14 protein-coding genes and 2 pseudogenes are annotated in these 16,994 nt (G+C 73.4%); 8 read left to right on the forward strand and 8 right to left on the reverse strand.

Features of this window, described 5'->3' with window-relative positions; genetic code table 11:
• The 3 genes and pseudogenes from ACWEVO_RS10390 to ACWEVO_RS10400 form a co-directional block, all read right to left on the reverse strand.
• A pseudogene (locus ACWEVO_RS10390) lies at window positions 1–752 on the reverse strand (hypothetical protein); the annotation flags it as partial.
• On the reverse strand, window positions 749–1,231 hold the full coding sequence (locus ACWEVO_RS10395; RefSeq protein ID WP_452307260.1) for a DUF6220 domain-containing protein: 483 nt from the start codon (window positions 1,229–1,231) through the stop codon (window positions 749–751). The pseudogene ACWEVO_RS10390 and the gene ACWEVO_RS10395, both read right to left, overlap by 4 nt.
• A gap of 51 nt (window positions 1,232–1,282) precedes the next feature.
• Entirely contained in the window at window positions 1,283–3,565 is a 2,283-nt protein-coding gene (locus ACWEVO_RS10400) for an MMPL family transporter (protein ID WP_452307261.1), read from the reverse strand.
• A 142-nt stretch (window positions 3,566–3,707) separates the two neighbouring features.
• Here ACWEVO_RS10400 and ACWEVO_RS10405 point away from each other — a divergent pair, with 142 nt between their 5' ends.
• From ACWEVO_RS10405 to ACWEVO_RS10425, 5 genes are all read left to right on the forward strand, one after another.
• Window positions 3,708–4,949: a sensor histidine kinase gene (locus ACWEVO_RS10405; protein WP_452307262.1), complete on the forward strand. Its 1,242-nt coding sequence runs from the start codon at window positions 3,708–3,710 to the stop codon at window positions 4,947–4,949.
• Window positions 4,946–5,638 carry a response regulator transcription factor gene (locus ACWEVO_RS10410; RefSeq protein WP_452307263.1) on the forward strand — a complete coding sequence of 231 codons (693 nt, stop codon included), beginning with the start codon at window positions 4,946–4,948 and terminating at the stop codon, window positions 5,636–5,638. Before ACWEVO_RS10405 ends, ACWEVO_RS10410 begins: the two co-directional genes overlap by 4 nt.
• Window positions 5,639–5,709: 71 nt before the next feature.
• Complete coding sequence (locus tag ACWEVO_RS10415; RefSeq protein ID WP_452307264.1) at window positions 5,710–6,015, forward strand: hypothetical protein; 306 nt, start codon at window positions 5,710–5,712, stop codon at window positions 6,013–6,015.
• Window positions 6,016–6,136: 121 nt separating this feature from the next.
• On the forward strand, window positions 6,137–6,583 hold the full coding sequence (locus ACWEVO_RS10420; RefSeq protein WP_452307265.1) for a CBS domain-containing protein: 447 nt from the start codon (window positions 6,137–6,139) through the stop codon (window positions 6,581–6,583).
• Window positions 6,580–7,878: an SLC13 family permease gene (locus tag ACWEVO_RS10425; RefSeq protein WP_452307266.1), complete on the forward strand. Its 1,299-nt coding sequence runs from the start codon at window positions 6,580–6,582 to the stop codon at window positions 7,876–7,878. The genes ACWEVO_RS10420 and ACWEVO_RS10425 overlap by 4 nt, the downstream gene beginning before the upstream one ends.
• On the opposite strand, the gene ACWEVO_RS10430 is transcribed toward ACWEVO_RS10425, so the two are convergent.
• Window positions 7,860–9,164 (reverse strand): cation:proton antiporter, encoded by a 1,305-nt coding sequence (locus tag ACWEVO_RS10430; protein WP_452307273.1) that lies wholly within the window; start codon window positions 9,162–9,164, stop codon window positions 7,860–7,862. The genes ACWEVO_RS10425 and ACWEVO_RS10430 overlap by 19 nt on opposite strands.
• 203 nt (window positions 9,165–9,367) lie before the next feature.
• On the opposite strand from ACWEVO_RS10430, the gene ACWEVO_RS10435 reads away from it, so the two are divergent.
• Window positions 9,368–10,156 (forward strand): SIR2 family NAD-dependent protein deacylase, encoded by a 789-nt coding sequence (locus ACWEVO_RS10435; RefSeq protein WP_452307267.1) that lies wholly within the window; start codon window positions 9,368–9,370, stop codon window positions 10,154–10,156.
• Between the two features lie 128 nt (window positions 10,157–10,284).
• Here the strand turns inward: ACWEVO_RS10435 and ACWEVO_RS10440 are convergent, their stop codons facing one another.
• The 3 genes from ACWEVO_RS10440 to ACWEVO_RS10450 are packed head-to-tail and all read right to left on the reverse strand — an operon-like array spanning window position 10,285 to window position 11,947.
• Window positions 10,285–10,851, reverse strand: a complete 567-nt coding sequence (locus ACWEVO_RS10440; protein ID WP_452307268.1) for a hypothetical protein — start codon at window positions 10,849–10,851, stop codon at window positions 10,285–10,287.
• Between the two features lie 38 nt (window positions 10,852–10,889).
• Complete coding sequence (locus ACWEVO_RS10445; RefSeq protein ID WP_452307269.1) at window positions 10,890–11,303, reverse strand: contact-dependent growth inhibition system immunity protein; 414 nt, start codon at window positions 11,301–11,303, stop codon at window positions 10,890–10,892.
• Window positions 11,304–11,332: 29 nt separating this feature from the next.
• Complete coding sequence (locus ACWEVO_RS10450) at window positions 11,333–11,947, reverse strand: dihydrofolate reductase family protein (protein WP_452307270.1); 615 nt, start codon at window positions 11,945–11,947, stop codon at window positions 11,333–11,335.
• 224 nt (window positions 11,948–12,171) lie between these two features.
• Between ACWEVO_RS10450 and ACWEVO_RS10455 the strand changes: the two genes are divergently transcribed.
• Both ACWEVO_RS10455 and ACWEVO_RS10460 read left to right on the forward strand, forming a co-directional pair.
• Window positions 12,172–16,326: a SpoIIE family protein phosphatase gene (locus tag ACWEVO_RS10455; protein WP_452307271.1), complete on the forward strand. Its 4,155-nt coding sequence runs from the start codon at window positions 12,172–12,174 to the stop codon at window positions 16,324–16,326.
• Window positions 16,323–16,622 (forward strand): STAS domain-containing protein, encoded by a 300-nt coding sequence (locus tag ACWEVO_RS10460; protein WP_452307272.1) that lies wholly within the window; start codon window positions 16,323–16,325, stop codon window positions 16,620–16,622. The genes ACWEVO_RS10455 and ACWEVO_RS10460 overlap by 4 nt, the downstream gene beginning before the upstream one ends.
• Before the next feature lie 96 nt (window positions 16,623–16,718).
• Here the strand turns inward: ACWEVO_RS10460 and ACWEVO_RS10465 are convergent.
• Window positions 16,719–16,994, reverse strand: a pseudogene (locus tag ACWEVO_RS10465) (ATP-dependent DNA ligase); the annotation flags it as partial.

The following is a 16,994-nucleotide window of genomic DNA, read 5'->3' on the forward strand; positions in this document are numbered from 1 at the left end:
GGCTGGTGGGGAACTGTTCGGGTTGTGGGTTGGTCGTTTGTTGAGAATTGCACAGTGGACGCGAGCATCTTTGTGGTCATGGACCGGCCCGCCCCGGGCCGGGACGACCGGCCGGGGCCGCCGCCGGTGACGACGGACTCCGCCGGCGCGAACAACAGGCCGACGCCGGTGGTGCCGGTACCCGCCGCGGCGGCGGCGGCCAGATTGATGAACCGGCGGCGCGAGAGCCAGGGACCTCCGGTCCGGGTCCCGCCGGGCGCGAGGTCGGGCGCGCCTTGGGCCGGTACGGCTACCACGCGCACGGTCACGAGTGCGGCCACGCCGACGAGCGCGCCGGCGAGCAGGGCGGTGCTCCAGGTCAGCGGGGAGCCGGCCAGGAAGGTCACCACGAGCCCGGCCAGGGCCGCGTAGCCGGCGGTCAGCAGCAGGACCACGCCGCCGGCCGGTATCCCGGCTCCCGGCGTGCGCCGCGCCGCCAGCAACCGCGGGCCGGCGACCACGACGGCGGCCAGCCCGGCGGCGGTCAGCATCGGCAGCCCCAGCAGCACCTTCTCCTGCACGAACCACCAGCCCCGGCCGGCCAGCACCGCTACCGTGCCGACCCGGGCGAGGGTCGCCAGCACGGCCGCCGCCAGGAGGCCGAACGCGACGCCGACGCGGCGGGCGGCCGCGGTGGCGCCGGCCGCGAACCACGTGGCGACGCCCAGCAGCGCCACCACATGGTCCACGACGATCAGCTGACCGGTTGTCATGACGCCGGCTGCGCCGTTCCGGCTGCCGGTCCGGCCACTCCGGTGCCGCTGGCCGCCGCGCTCCGCGGCGGCGTCGCGGCGGGCCGCGACAGCGCTCGTGCCTGCCGGGTGACGTTCCCGGTCACGGCCACGATGGCCAGACCGTTGACCGCGTGCAGGCCGAAGATGAGCTGCCCCACCGTGGTGCTGGTGTCGCCCGTGTCGTTGAACGCCCGGGCGAGCACCGCGATCACCACCTGGACGACGGTCAGCCCGGCGACCAGACCGGTCATCCCGATGAGCCGGCCGGGCATCCGGGCCAGCGCGGCGACGATCGTCATCAGGACCGGCAGCAGGAAGATGACGTAGCCGAGCGCGCGGTGCGGCCGGAAGGCCTCGTCGTGGGGTGCGGTGCTGAACGCGCCGCTGGCGGCGAGGTAGAACTGTGCCACGACGGCCAGCATGAGCAGGGCCGCGAGGCCGGCGAACAGTTTTCGCACGGTGTGCTCCTTCGGATCTGGTGGGGTCAGGGCGGCCGCGGCCGCCCTGCCTCAACGGGACGGAATCGGTTCCGCGGTCGTGACGGGGCGCAGGAACGCGTCCGGTGTTCCTTCCACGTGCAGGTGGGGCAGGCGCCGCGCCAGGACGCGGGGCAGCCACCAGTTGCTGCGGCCGAGCAGGTGCATGACCGCGGGGACGAGCAGCATCCGGATGACGGTCGCGTCGACCAGGATGGCGGCGACCATGCCCAGCCCGAAGACCTTGATGAAGACCTGGTCGCTCGGGACGATCGACGCGAAGACCACGATCATGATCGCGGCGGCGGCGGTGATCACCCGGCCGGTGCTGGCCAGACCGGTGACGATGGCCCGGCTGTTGTCCCGGGTACGCACCCACGACTCGCGCACCCGGCTGATCAGGAACACCTCGTAGTCCATCGAGAGGCCGAACAGCAGCGCGAACATGATGACCGGCACGAACGCGGCCATCGGGGTGGGGGTGTCGATGCCGACCAGCCGACCGGCCCAGCCGCCCTCGAGGAAGAAGGCCACCACCCCGTACGCGGCCGCGACCGACAGCAGGTTCATCACGGCGGCCGTGACCGCGATGACCACGCTGCGGAACGCCACCAGCAACAGCAGCATCGACACGGCGACGACCCCGCCGATGAGCAGCCCGAGCCGCCCGGCGATCAACTCGTTGACATCGATCGTCGCCGCGGTCGCGCCGCCGACGTGCACCTGCGTACGGGTGCCCGCGGTCGCGGCGGGGATCACGTCGTCCCGCAGGGTCTGCACGAGGTCCTCGGTGGCGGCCTCCTGCGGTCCGGTGGCCGGCACGACGGTGATCAGCGCCGTGTCACCGGCCGGGTTGAGCCGTGGCGGTGACACCGCGGTGACTCCCGCTGCGCGGCCGAGGTCGGCCTGCAGCCGCTGCAGGGCCGCGTCGCCGTCGGCCGGCGACACCTGCGCCACGACGAGCAACGGGCCGTTCTCGCCGGGGCCGAACCCCTCGGCCAGCATGTCGTACGCCTGCCGGTTCGAGGTGTCCTCGGGGTCGTTGCCCGCGTCGGGCAGTCCGAACTGCACGCCCAGGAACGGCGCGGCCAGCGCCAGCAGCACGGCGACACCGGCCACGGCGGCGAGCAGTCGGTGTCGCTGCACCAGCCCGCTCCAGCGGGACCAGCCGGCCGCCGGCACCAGGTGGCCGTCGGCCGATACCTGGGCGGCCCGCCGCCGGGGCAGCGGCATCCGCAGCCGGTCGATGCGCCGCCCCAGGTAGCCGAGCAGGGCGGGGAACAGGGTGATGGCGGCGACCACCACGACCAGGGTCGCCACCATGGTGACGACGGCGGTGCCGTTCATGATGGACAGACCCACCGCGAACAGCCCGGACATGCTGACCAGGACCGTGCCGCCGGCCACGAGGACGGCCCGGCCGGCGGTGTCCAGCGTCGCCACGGTCGCCGCTTCGGGATCGAGTCCCACCGCCCGCCATTCGCGGAACCGGGTCACCAGCAGCAGCGCGTAGTCGATGCCCAGGGCGATGCCCAGCGTCATGCCGATGATGGGTGCGAAGTCGGGCACGTTCACCACGGCCGCGGCGACGCCGACCAGGCTGGCGCTCACCGCCAGCGCGCCGATCGCCATGGCCAGGGGCAGGCCGGCCGCCACCACCGATCCGAACATCAGCAGCAGGATCACCGCGGCGGCGAGCAGCCCGACCAGCTCGGATCCGGACTGGGTTGCCTCGGCCAGTTGCACGGCCCGTCCACCGAGCGAGATCTCCAGCCCGTCGCGCTGGGCCGCCCCGGCGGCGGCCAGCAGCCGTTCGGTGTCCTTCACGGGCATGTCGTTGGGGTTGGTGACATCGAGGTAGACGCGGGCGGCGAGGGTCCGGCCGTCCGGTGCGATGGTGCCTCTGGCGGAGTACGGGTCCTCCACCGACGCGACGTGCGGCAGACGTCCCAGCTCGCCGAGCAGGGCGGTGACGTCGGCCCGCACCGGCGCGCTGGTGACGTCGTCCGCGCGTACCACCACCCGCACGGTGTCACCGGACTGGGCCGGGAACCGTGCTGCCAGCAGGTGCTGTGCCCGCTCGGAGTCCGAGCCGGGCGCGGAGGAGCCGTTGGCGGTCTCGCCGCCGAAGGCCGCCGACAGTCCGAGGGCGAGGACCAGGCCCACCGCCCAGGCGATCAGCACCCTCCCCCGCCGGCGGTAGGCGAGGCCGGCGAGCCTGCCCAGCGGTCCCGGCCGCGGCGGGTCGGGTGAGCGTCGGTGGTTGTCGCGGGAGGAAGCCACGGCGGTCGGCGGGGCTGCGATTGGTTGAGTCACGGAAGCGATCGTGGCGTCGCGGCACCGCGCGTGTCCTCGGGCAGCGGACGGTCGTCCCTACGCAGATCTGCGTAGCCGGCCGGTGCCCGGTCGCGCCCGTCGTCGTAGCCGGCCGCCCCCGCGCGGCCACTATCATCGCCGCATGAAACGCCGAGAGGTGCCGTTCCGGCTGCCGGTCCTGGCGCAGGACGTCCTGCTCGGGCTCTTCGTCGCCGTGATGCAGATCCAGGGCACCCTGGCGAAACCCGAGGAGGTCGGATCGCGGCCGCTGACCGACCTCGGGCACCTGGCGTACGTGCTGCTGGCCGTCAGCGGCCTGGTGCTGGCCGTGCGCCGCCGCTGGCCGGTGCCGGTGTTCCTCACCACCGCTCTGGTCAGCCTGGTGTACTTCACCGCCGGCTTCCCGGACGGGCCCGGATGGATCGGGCTGTTCGTCGCCCTGTACACCCTGACCGCCTACGGCGACGGGCGCAGATCGGTGCTGATCGCCGGGGCGGGCATCACGGTACTGGCCACCGGCTGGCTCGTCGCCGCGGCCGACATCGAGCCGCGGGCCGCGATCGGCTGGGTGTTCTTCCGGATCGCGGCGTCGATCATGGCCACCGCTCTGGGCGAGTCGGTCCGGTCCCGGCGGGTCATCGCGGCCGAAGCGGTCGAGCGGGCCCGGCAGGCCGAACGGACCCGGGAAGAGGAGGCGCGCGCCCGGGTCGACGCCGAACGGCTCCGGATCGCGCGCGAGGTCCACGACACCGTCGCGCACGCCATCGCGATCATCAACGTGCAGGCCGGCGTCACCGCCTACCTGCTCGACAAGCGACCGGAACGGGCGCGGGACGCACTGGTGATCATCGAGCAGACGAGCGCCCAGGCGCTGCACGAGATGCGGGCGATCCTCGGCGTGCTCCGCTCACCGGACAACGGACGGGCGCCGCACCCCGGCCTGGGCCAGATCAACGAACTCACCGCGGTGGCGCGCGAGGCCGGACTCGACATCAAACTCGAGGTGAACCCGTCGGCGGCGGCACTGCCCAGCGCGGTGGACACCACCGCCTACCGGATCCTGCAAGAGTCGATCACCAACGTGATCCGCCACGTCGGCCCGGCCCGGGTGACGGTCGCGCTCGACTACGGCACCGACATGTTGGAACTCCGCGTGGTCGACGACGGGGGCGGGGACGTCTCGGACGACGCCGAGGGCCGGAGCACGTCCGCCGGACCGCGCGCCGTCACCGACGGCTCGGCGGAACCGGGCCGGGGCATCGTCGGCATGCGCGAGCGCTGCGGGCTCCTGGGCGGGGAACTGACCGCCGGGCCGCGGCCGAGCGGCGGGTTCGAGGTGACGGCGCGGCTGCCACTGGCGGCGGCCGGAACGGGCCACCGATGAGCACGAGCCCCCCGTCATCCACCCGCCCGATCAAGGTGCTGCTCGCCGACGACCAGATCCTGGTCCGCTCCGGATTCAAGGGCCTGCTCGACGTCGAGGACGACATCATGGTGGTCGGCGAGGCCGCCAACGGTGTCGAGGCCGTGGAGCGGGCCCGCGCCACCCGGCCCGACGTCGTCCTCATGGACATCCGCATGCCGGTGCTGGACGGGATCAAGGCCACCGGCCAGATCGCCCGGACGCGTGGACTGGAACAGGTGCGCGTCCTCATCCTGACCACGTACGACACGGACGCGTACGTCTTCGAGGCGCTGCAGGCCGGCGCGAGCGGCTTCCTGCTCAAGGACGCCGGCCCGGCCGAACTGCTGCACGCCATCCGGGTGATCGCCGCCGGAGAGGCGCTGCTGGCGCCGCGGATCACCCGACGCCTGATCGCCCAGTTCACCGCCGACCGGATCGCCACCAAAGCCGGGGAGGAACGGCTGGCGGTGCTGACCCAACGCGAGCGTGAGGTACTCGCCCTGGTCGGGCAGGGACTCAGCAACGACGAGATCGGGTCGGCGCTGTTCCTCAGCCCGGCCACCGCCCGCACCCACGTCAGCCACGCCATGGCCAAGCTGGGCGCGCGCGACCGCGCGCAGCTGGTCGTCATCGCCTACCAGACCGGGTTGGTCAACCCCCGGCGGTGACCACGAATCCGCGCCTTGCGGAGGTGGAGATCCGCCCGGCGGCCGCCCCGCCCCGGTAGTACGGTCGGGGAATGGGCCTTCCTACCGCAGCGACCACCGCCGGCTCCCTCATCGGCGGATGGCAGCTCGCCCGCCGGACCGGTAACCGCCCCCTCGGTGGCGTGGTGCTGGCGGCGGGTGGCGTGGTCGCGGGCCGCAAGTGGGCCCGGCGGACCAGCCCGGCCGTGACCGCGGCGCTGGTCGCGACCTACGTCGGGGCGTTCGGCCTGTCGCACCCGCTGGCCCGGCGCATCGGTGCCTGGCCCTCCGTGCTGGCCGTGGCGGCGCTCACCGCGGCCGCCTCGTACGCCCTGGCGGACCGCCGCGCCCCACGCTGAGCGGGCCCGCGGGGCGTAGCGGTGAGTTTCCCGCCGCCGGCGACTAGGGTGGTCGTCGGTGTGCCGGGAAGTCTGGTCGGCGTTTGATCAGTCGCGTCCCGCAACCCCCGCAGGAGTCGTCGTGCGAGCCCGAGACCTGGCCGTGCCGTTCCCGACCATCACCGCCGCCACGTCGGTCCTCGAGGCGGCCCGCCTCCTCGCCGGGCACAACCTGCCGGGGCTGATCGTGGTCGACGACCGCGGTCGCCCGGTCACCGTGCTGCCCGGCACCCAGGTGCTGCGCCTGGTCATCCCCGGCTACTGCCGGGAGGATCCGACCCTGGCGAGAATGATCGACGAGCCGTCGGCGGACGTGTTCCTGCGGGGCGCCGAGGGTCGTACGGTGGCCGACCTGCTACCGAAGGAGCACCCGGAGCCGCCGGTGGTCGAACCTCAGGCGACGGTGCTCGAGGTCGCCGCCGTGATGGCGCAGAAGCGCAGTCCCCTGGTCGCCGTGGCCGCGCCCCGTGAGCCGATGGTCGGCGGCATCACCCTCGACGCGCTGCTCGACCGGATGCTCACCCAGTGACCGCTCTCGCGTGGGCGGCCGTGGCCGTCTTCACCGTCGCGTACGTCCTGATCGCCACCGAGAAGATCCACCGGGTCGCCGCCGCGCTCGGCGGCGCCGCCGTGATGTTCCTGATCGGCGCCACCGACACGGCGCACGCGTTCTTCTCCGAGCAGGCCGGCATCGACTGGAACGTGATCTTCCTGCTCGTCGGCATGATGCTCATCGTCGCCGTCCTCAAACGCACCGGCGGGTTCGAGTACGTGGCGGTGTGGGCGTCCAAGCGGGCCCGCGGCCGCCCGTACCGGGTGATGGTGATCCTCGTGGTGATCACCGCCGTCGCGTCGGCCGCCCTGGACAACGTGACCACCGTCCTGCTCATCGCCCCGGTGACCTTCCTGGTCTGCGAACGCCTCGGTGTGCCGGCCGCGCCGTTCCTCATCGCCGAGGCGATGGCGTCCAACATCGGCGGCACCTCCACCCTGGTCGGTGACCCGCCGAACATCATCATCGGCAGCCGCGGCGGCCTGTCCTACAACGACTTCCTGTTCCACCTCACGCCGTTGGTGGTGCTGCTGCTGGTGGTCTTCCTCGGCCTGTGCCGCGTGCTGTTCCGCGACGCGTTCCGCTACGACCCGGCCCGCGCCGCGCAGATCGCCGCGCTGCATGAGGGCGACGCCATCCGCGACCGGCGGCTGCTGGCCCTCGGGCTGGCCGTGCTCGCGGCGGTGACCGCCGCGTTCGTCCTGCACACTGCGCTGCACCTGGAGCCGGCGGTGGTGGCCCTGCTGGGCGGCCTGCTGCTGCTCGCCTTGTCCCGCCTCGACGCGGGGGAGATCAGCCGGGACGTGGAGTGGCCCACCCTGGTCTTCTTCGCCGGCCTGTTCATCATGGTCGGCGCCTTGGTGAACACCGGCGTGGTCGAGCAGATCTCCCGCGCCGCGATCAGCGCCACCGAGGGCCGGCTGCTGCCGGCCTCGATGGTGCTGCTCTGGGGGTCCGCGGCGCTGTCCGCGATCGTGGACAACATCCCGTACGTGGCGACGATGAGCCCGGTGGTCGCCGACCTGGTCCACGCCCAGGGCGGCGCCGGGCAGTCCCGGGTGCTGTGGTGGGCTCTCGCGCTCGGCGCGGACCTCGGCGGCAACGCGACCGCCGTCGGCGCCTCCGCCAACGTCGTCGTGCTCGGCCTGGCCGAGCGCGCCGGCCAGCGGATCACCTTCTGGCAGTTCACCCGGTACGGCCTCCTGGTCACCCTGGTCACCGTCGGGCTCGCCGTGCCGTACCTCTGGTTGCGCTACTTCGTGTTCGCCTGAGCGGCCCGGTCGCCCCCGTCGCCCTCCGGGCCGCCGGGTTCGGCGCGCTCCGGGGTCCGCCCGGCGCGCTGCCGTGGTGCGGTGACCGAGCGGCGGACCCGGCGCAGCACGCCGTGCCAGTTCGGGGTGTCGTGGCTGTCGTCGAAGGCCCGGGCGACCACCACGTCGGTCGAGGAGTGCGCCAGGATCGAGATGACGATGGTCAACGCGACCAGGTGGAAGATCTGGTCGGCGGCGCCGATGCCGGACTCCAGCACCAGCAGCCCGTAGACGACGGAGGCGAAGCCCTTCGGTCCGAACCACATGGCCGCGGCCTGCTCCCGCAGGCTGAGCCCGCTGCGCAGGAACGACACCCACAGCGCGATCGGCCGGGCGACCACGATCGCCAGCACGGCGAACACCCAGCCGGTCCAGGAGATCTCGCCGAGGAACGCCGGTGAGATGAGCGCGCCGAACACCAGCAGCGCGGCCAGCTTCAGCAACTCGGCGACGTTCTCCCCGAAGTGCGCGAACGCGGCCCGCTCGCGCGGCCCGAAGGTGGCCACGGTGATACCGGCGGCGAACGCGGCCAGGAACAGGTTGCCGTGCGTGGCCTTGCCCAACGCGAGCACCAGCAACCCGATCGCGACCCCATTGAGCGGCGCGTACGCCGCCGACGCGGCGAAGAACCGGGTCCGCTCCAGCGCGATCGCGAACAGGGGCACCAGCACGCCGATCGCCAGCCCGACGGCCAGTTCGGTGGCCAGCTCACCCAGGTGCAGGTCGTCCGAGCCGGCCGCGACGGCCAGCAGCACGACCACGAACGGCAGGGCCAGCCCGTCGTTGACGCCGGACTCGACGTTGAGCAGGTGCCGCAGGCGGGCCGGCACCTTGTCGTTGCCGACCAGCGCGGCGGCGAACACCGGGTCGGTGGGCGCGAGGATCGCCCCGATCAGCAGCGCCTCGGGCCAGCCGAGCCCGGCCACGTAGTGCGCGAGCACCGCGGTGACCAGCAGTGTCAGCGGCAGGCCCCAGCCCAGCGCCCGCCCCGGCAGCTGCCAGGCGCTGCGCAGATCCGCCCAGCCCACCCGCATCCCGTCGGTGAACAGCACCGCGAACAGGGCCAGCTCGGCCAGCTGGGCCACCATCGGCGAGTCGGCGTGCAGGTGCAGCACCCCGGTGGTGCCTTCCCCGAGGACGAAACCGGCCACCAGGAACAACGCGGCGGTGGAGAGGATCGTGCGGTGCGCGAGCGCCGACAGCAGCACGGCGGCGAGCAGGACGACGGCGAAGCACAGCAGCAGCACGGGGACCCTCCGGAGCGCATGGTCGGTCACGATGCCGACCAGACTTCCCGGCGCGCCATGGATCACGGTGATCGTAACGGCACCAGCGCGATGCCGCCGACGACAGGCCGCGCCGTCCGCCGCCCGCGGTCCCGCCCCGGCCACCGGGTTGCGGCGTCACCCGGAACCCGTCGTGCGTCCGGTCGGTGGCAGGATCTGCTCGCATGGACGCTGCCCTGCCGGACGCCGCCCGGCTTGTCCGCGACGCCCGCCGTCTCGTCGTCTTCACCGGGGCCGGAATGTCGGCGGAGAGCGGCGTGCCCACCTTCCGTGACGATCTCACCGGGCTGTGGGCGCGTTTCGACGCGCAGCAGCTCGCCACCGCCGAGGCGTTCCACGCCGATCCGGACCTGGTCTGGGGCTGGTACGAGTGGCGGCACAGCCGGGTACGCCGAGCCGCCCCCCACCCCGGGCACCTGGCCATCGCCACCATCCAAGCCCGGGTCCCGCACGCCACCGTGGTCACCCAGAACGTCGACGACCTGCACGAACGGGCGGGCACCCCGGCCCCGATCCACCTGCACGGCAGCCTCTTCGCACCGCGCTGCGTGGGGGCGGCCGCCCACCCGGCGACCTTCCCCGACGCGGTGGACGGCGACGCCACGGAGCCGGGCGAGGGCCGCCGGATCGCGCCGCCCCGGTGTGCCTCCTGCGGGGTGCTCGTCCGGCCGGGGGTGGTGTGGTTCGGTGAGGCGCTGCCCGAGGCGGCCTTGGCGGCTGCGGTGGACGCCGCCGCGGGGTGTGACGTGCTGCTGGCGGTGGGGACCTCGGGTGTCGTGTACCCGGCGGCCGAGATCCCCCGGGTCGCCCGGCGCTCGGGCGCCACCGTGATCCAGGTCAATCCCGCCCCGACGCCACTGGACCGGGTCGCCGCCGTCAACCTGCGCGGCACCGCGGCACAGGTGCTCCCCGCCCTGGTCGCGGCCGCTTTCGAGGTGACCGGGGAGAGCTGACGACTGCCGGCGGGGTGCCCTGCGCCTCGACCGTCACCGCCGGTCCGCCGTTGCATACTCAGCTCTCCTGGTCTGCGGGCCGCTGGCGCTCGCGCACACCCTCTAGAGCGTCCTAGGACAGGACGTGTCTAGAACGGGGTGGCGTCGGTGAGCAGCGCGACGATCGCCTCCGCCACCTCGGCCGGGCTGCTGCGGCCGCAGTCGTCCCACTCGACCCGCCGCTGGCCGGTCAGCAACGAGTAGTGGAACCCGTCGGCGCACGACCCCGGATAGAAAGCCGAACCGAAGGACGGGTCGCCCAGCAGCAGGTGCAGGCGCTTCACCTGCGCCGCGCCCAGCCGGCCGGTCTGCGCGGTCCCGGCGTCCCGGCCCTCGTCGTAGCGCCACCGCCCGTCGGTCTCCACCACGATCTTCTGCGTCACTCCGGCCACTCCGCCGGAGCGCTGCACGGTCACCCGGGCCGCGACCGCCTTCCCGGAGCGGGTGGCGGTGGGTGACGCGCTGGGCGACGCGGCGGTCGGCGTCGGCGCCACGGTCGCGGTCAGGGTGGACGCGGGTGCGGTCGCGGCGGGCGAGGCGCTCGGCGCCGGAGTGGGCGATCCGGCGTCGGTGGTCGGCGCGCAGCCGGAGGCGGCCAGCGCCACGCCCAGTGCGGCGGCGAGGAGGAGCGAGCGACGCCATTGAGGGATGGGCATACGGCTCATGGTATGGGGGACGCCGGCGGCGGGCGGGCTCACCGACCGAGGAACCGCACGATGGCGGCGCGGAGCTGCCGGAGCGGGTCGCGGCGAGGCAGGTCGGGGTCCGAGAACGCCGGACCGGCGACGAGTTCGGACAGGACCGCCGCCAACCGCCTCCGTTCGCCGAGCAGGTCCGACCAGGCCGACTCGGGCAGCCGCAGCACGTTGGCGAGCAGATCGCCCGGGTAGTGGTCGCCCTCCGCCAGTGGTTCGCGCAGCAGCACGCCCACCGCCCGGGGCAGGAGAACTGCCACCCCGATCTCCTGCCCCAGCATGACGCGCAGGTCCTCGACCGTGAACTCCGGCAACGGCTTCCGTCGCAGCTCCGTGCAGCGCCGGACGAGGAAGGTGGCGTCCGGACCGGGAGCCGGCCAGACGTCCCGCTCGAGCCGCTCGATCGTGGTCACGGCGGTGAGGGTAGTCCGTACGCTGGTTGCTACTTCTCCCCCGGCACCTGATCCTTGACCTCGGCATAGCCGACCTTGGCGGGTGCCGTGGTGGGCGCGTAGATCACGCGCAGCACGCCCGTGGGAAACGCCTCCGTCGCCGTCACCTTCAGGTGGTACGGCGTGTCGCCGTCGTCGAACAGCCGGCGGCCCTTGCGCGCCGCCACCGGGTGCACGAGCAGGCGCAGCTCGTCGACCAGCCCCGCGGCGAGCAGTTGCTGCACCACCGAGATCGACCCCGGAATGAGGATGCCCCGGACGCCGGCGTCGGCCTTCAGCGCGGCGACCGCATCGAGGAGATCCCCGTCGATCAGCTCCGAGTTGCGCCAGGAGAACGCCAACGGCTGGCGCGACACCACCACCTTGCGCACGTCCCCGAGCTGCTTGGCGAACGCGGCGTCTTCTCCGCCCGCGGCCTCGCGGTCGGGCCACGCCCCGGCGAAGCTGTCGTAGGTCTCGCGGCCGATGAGCAGCACGTCAGCGGTCTCGTAGTCCTCGCCGACGGCGCGGCCCATGTGCTCGTCGAAGTACGGGAAGTGCCAGTCGGGGTCGATCTCGGCCACGCCGTCGGCCGAGATGAACAGCGTGGAGATGACCTTTGCCATAGCGGTGGTCCCTTCGTGTCAGACGGTGTCGGCTGGTAGACCACCGCGGCGTCCCGAACTCATCGGTCCAGCAGAACAAACACGCACCGCACAGAGAAGACCACACCGCGTGGCGGCGAGACGTGTGCCAGGCCGCACTGACCGCCGTCTCTTGTCGGTTTTGCCGGTCGGCGGCGGGGCAACCCGGACGAGCAAGAGGGCTTGTGGTGAGGGAGACTCGTGCGATGAACGACGCTGACACCGACCCGCGTGGGCGTGCCGACGTGTTCGGCGTCGACGGTGAGATCGGCCCCGATCTCGCCCGGGTCGACTGGTCGGCGTCGCCGCTGGGCCCGCCGGACGACTGGCCGCAGAGCCTGCAGACGGCGGTGCGCATCCTGTTGTCGTCCCGGTTCCCGATGTGGATGGCGTGGGGGCCGGAGCTGACCTTCTTCTGCAACGCCGCCTACCGCCGCGACACGCTGGGCCGCAAGTACCCGTGGGCGTTGGGCCGACCGGCGAACGAGGTGTGGGCGGAGATCTGGGACGACATCGGCCCCCGGATCGACACCGTGTTGCGCACGGGTGCGGCGACCTGGGACGAGGCCCTGCTGCTCTTCCTGGAGCGATCCGGGTACCGGGAGGAGACGTACCACACGTTCTCCTACAGCCCCCTGCGGGACGACGACGGCGCCCTGGTCGGGATGCTCTGCGTGGTCAGCGAGGACACCGAGCGGGTGATCGGCGAGCGGCGGATGGCGACCCTGCGGGATCTGGGCTCGGATCCGAGCGTGGTCCGCACCGAGCAGGAGATGCTGGCCTTCGCCAGCCGCCAGCTGGGCCGGAACGGACAGGATCTGCCGTTCACGCTGACGTACCTGTTCGGCGACGACGGTGCGGCCCGACTGGTGGAGGCGACCGGCATCGCCGTCGGGCACCCGGCGGCCCCGGCGCGGCTGTCGCTCACCGACCCGGCGGCGGTCTGGCCGGCGACGGCGGTGGCCGAGGGCGAGTCGGTGCCGGTGGCGCTCGACGGCGCGGCGTTCGCGGACCTGCCCACCGGCCGGTGGCCGGATCCGCCGGTGCAGGCGCTGCTGGTGCCGCTGCGGCAGCAGGGTGGCGCGCCGTACGGGTTCCTGGTGGCCGGGCTGAACCGCTACCGGGCCCTGGACGACGGCTACCGCGGGTTCGTGGAGCTGGCCGCCGGGCACGTGGCGACGGGGATCGCCAGCGCGCGCAGCTACCAGGCCCAGCAGCGGCGGGCGGAGGAGCTCGCCGAGCTGGACCGGGCCAAGACGACGTTCTTCTCCAACATCAGCCACGAGTTCCGTACCCCGCTGACCCTGATCATGGGGCCGGTGGACGAGTTGCGCGGGCGGTTGCAGGACGCCGACGAGCCGGTACGCGAGGAGCTGGACGTCATCCGCCGCAACGCGCTGCGGTTGAGCAAGCTGGTCAACAGCCTGCTGGACTTCTCCCGCATCGAGGCCGGACGGGTGCAGGCGCGCTACGAGCCGGTCGACCTGGCCGCGGTGACCGCCGACCTGGCCAGCGTCTTCCGCTCGGCGTTCGAACGCGCCGGCCTGGCCTTCACGGTGGACTGCCCGCCGCTGCCGGACCCGGTGTACGTCGACCGGGGCATGTGGGAGAAGGTGGTGCTCAACCTGCTCAGCAACGCGCTGAAGTTCACCTTCGACGGCGCCGTGCGCGTGGTGCTGCGTGGCGAGGACGGGCAGGCGGTGCTGCGGGTCGAGGACACCGGCATCGGCGTGGCCGCGGACGAGATGCCGCGGCTGTTCGAGCGGTTCCACCGGATCGAGAACGCCCGGTCCCGGTCGGACGAGGGCAGCGGGATCGGCCTGGCCCTGGTCAAGGAGCTGGTCGTGCTGCACGGCGGCACCATCACCGCCGCCAGCGTGGTCGGTGCGGGTACGACCTTCACGATCCGCCTGCCGTTGGGCACCGCCCACCTGCCGGCCGACGCGCTGGCGCCCACCGCTATCGGCCGGGCCCCGGTCTCGGCGGAGCCGTTCGTCCAGGAGGCCCTGCGCTGGCTGCCGTCGGAGCCGGCGGCCGCGCCGGCCGCGGCGGGGCCGGCCTCGGTCGACGAGCCGGTCGCGCCGCTCCTGGGCGGATCCGCGGCACGGGTCCTGGTCGCCGACGACAACGCGGACATGCGCGAGTACCTCACCCGCCTGCTGCGCTCCGCCGGGCACCGGGTGGAGGGGGTCGCCGACGGGCAGGCGGCGCTGGACGCCGTCCGGGCGCACACCCCCGACCTGGTGGTCAGTGACGTGATGATGCCCCGGCTGGACGGCCTGCAACTGGTGGCCGCCCTGCGCGCGGACCCACGGACGGCGGGCACCCCGGTGCTGCTGCTGTCGGCCCGTGCCGGTCAGGAGGCGTCCATCGAGGGGCTGGAGGCGGGGGCCGACGACTACCTGGTGAAACCGTTCGCGGCCGCCGAGCTGCTCGCGCGCGTACGGGCGAACGTGGAGTTGGCGCGGCTGCGCAACCATCATGCCCGGTGGCGTACGGCACTGGTCGACTCGTTGCAGGAGGCCTTCTTCGTCTGCGACGAGGACGGTGCGGTCATCGAGATCAACAGCGCGTTCACCGACATCCTCGGCTACGGGCCCGAGGGTCTTCCCTACGCGCCCGTTCCGCCCTGGTGGCCGGATCGGGCGGCGGAGCCGGAGGCACACCGGCAGGTGGCCGAGGCGTTCTCGGTGCTTGTCGGCCAGACGAAGGGCACCTACACCGTGCCCGCGACGCACCGGGACGGGCACCGGCTCTGGGTGGCGGCCGCCTTCAACCAGGTCGACGACCCGGACACCGGGCGACGCATGATCGTGGGCACGTTCCGGGACGTGACGGCCGAGCACTACGCGGTGCAACGGGAGACCGCCCTGGCGGCGCTCAGCGTACGGCTGTCGCGGGCGGAGGATCTGACCGACGCGGTGGGTGGGGTCATCGCCGAGTTGGGCCGGCTGTGGCGGGCGGCGGGCGTGCTCACGGCCGTCTTCGACGGCTCCTCGGTGCCCTCGGTCCGCGCGACGGATCCCGGGCTGCGCTGGGACTCGTTGCCCGAGGAGCGGCGGCAGGCGCTCGTCGCCGTCCGGGACACGCCGCTGCTGACCCCGGTGGCGGCGCGCACGGGGGGCGCGGGGATCGCGGTGGAGCACCCGCTCGGCACCATGGTGCTCTGGATCGACCTCGGCGAGCAGCGACCCTTCACCGAGCAGGACCAGACCCTGCTGGCCCTGCTCGCCGGCCACGTCGGTCAGGGCCTGCACCGCGTTCACCAGATCGACCAGCAGCGCGAGACCGCCCTGGCCCTGCAACGGGCCATCCTCGGTCCGGCGCAACTGCCCGCCGGCTTCGCGGTCCGCTACTCCCCGGCCACGCGGCCGCTGAAGGTGGGCGGGGACTGGTACGACACGGTCGAGCTGCCCGACGGGCGGATCGGCATCGTGGTCGGCGACTGCGTCGGCCACGGCCTGCAGGCCGCCACGGTGATGGGGCAGCTACGCAGCGCCTGCCGGGCCCTGCTGCTGCAGGATGCCAGCCCGGCCCGGACGCTGGTCGCCCTGGACCGCTTCGCCGCCCTGCTCCCGGGCGCGGCCTGCGCCACGGTCTTCTGCGGAGTCCTGGACCCGGCCACCGGCCGGCTGCGCTACTCCAGCGCCGGGCACCCCCCGGCCATCATCACCCGCGCCGACGGCACCACCCAACTACTCGACCAGGGCCGCTCCCGGCCGCTCGCCGTACGCCCCGGCCTGGACCGCGCGGAGGCGGAGACCCTGGTGCCACCCCGCGCGACGCTCATGCTCTACACCGACGGCCTCGTCGAACGCCGCCGCCAACCGCTGACCGCCGGTATCGCCCAGGCCGTCGCGGCCATCCAGCAGGGCCGCGGCATTCCCATCGAGACCCTCGCCACCCAGATGATGGACCAGCTCACCCCGGAAGGCGGGTACGACGACGACGTGGCCCTGCTCCTCTACCGCCATCCAGGACCGCTGAAGCTGGACTTCCCCGCCGAGTCGGCACAGCTGGCCGGCGTCCGCGGCGCACTGCGACAATGGCTGGACCGCTGCGGGCTGGATCCGGCCAACGCCTACAACATCCTGGTGGCGGCCGGTGAGGCGTGCGCCAACGCCATCGAGCACGGCCACCGGGACACCCCGGGCGGCCTGATCCGGCTGCGGGCCGCCGCCACCGCCGACGAGCTTCTGCTGAGCATCACCGACAGCGGGTGCTGGCGGATGCCCGATGGGGCGGCGAGCCGGCACCGCGGTCGGGGCCTCGTGCTCATGCGCGCTCTCATGGACACCATCACCGTCATTCCCGGCGCCACGGGGACCACCGTGGACATGCAGGCAAGGATCACCGGATGACCACGGCTCTCACCCTCACGAACAGCAGCCGCCCCGACGGTGCCCGGGTGCTGACCGCCATCGGCGAGATCGACATGAGCAACGCGGCCGCCTTCGCCGCCGCGCTCGGCGACGCGGTCGAGGCCGACGGCGCGCCCCTCGTCGTGGACCTCACCGCGGTCGAGTACCTCGACAGCGCCGGCCTGGCCGCCCTGTTCCCGCACGCGGAACGGATCGCGCTCGTCGCCAGCCCGCTGCTCGCGCCGCTGCTCACCATCTCCGGCCTGGCCGATCTCACCACCGTGCGGAGCCGGTAGGGCACCCCGGGGGCGGCCGACGGCGTCGCGGCGGAGTGCGGGTGCGACGGCGCAACCTTTCGCGCACGTCCGGGCCCTCGGCGAAGCCGTCGCACCTCAGCCGGCCGGGACGCCGAACGGGTCGTCGCCTTCGCCGAGGAGCAGGGGCACGTCGTGGACGGACAGGTCCGGCCGGGCTCTGGCGTACCGGACGCGGTGGCGCCAGCGCTGGTGCTCGAAGGCCGTGTCGGCGTCGATCTCGGCGACCACGGCCGGCTCCACCTGCGCGTACGGCAGCGGCTCGGGCCGCTCCAACTGCCCGGACCAGGACGCGGGCAGGGGCTGCGGCCAGGGGTGTGCCGCGCCGCGGCGCGGCAGCCGCGGCGGGGCGTG

The organism is Micromonospora sp. NPDC003776, from assembly GCF_053605645.1.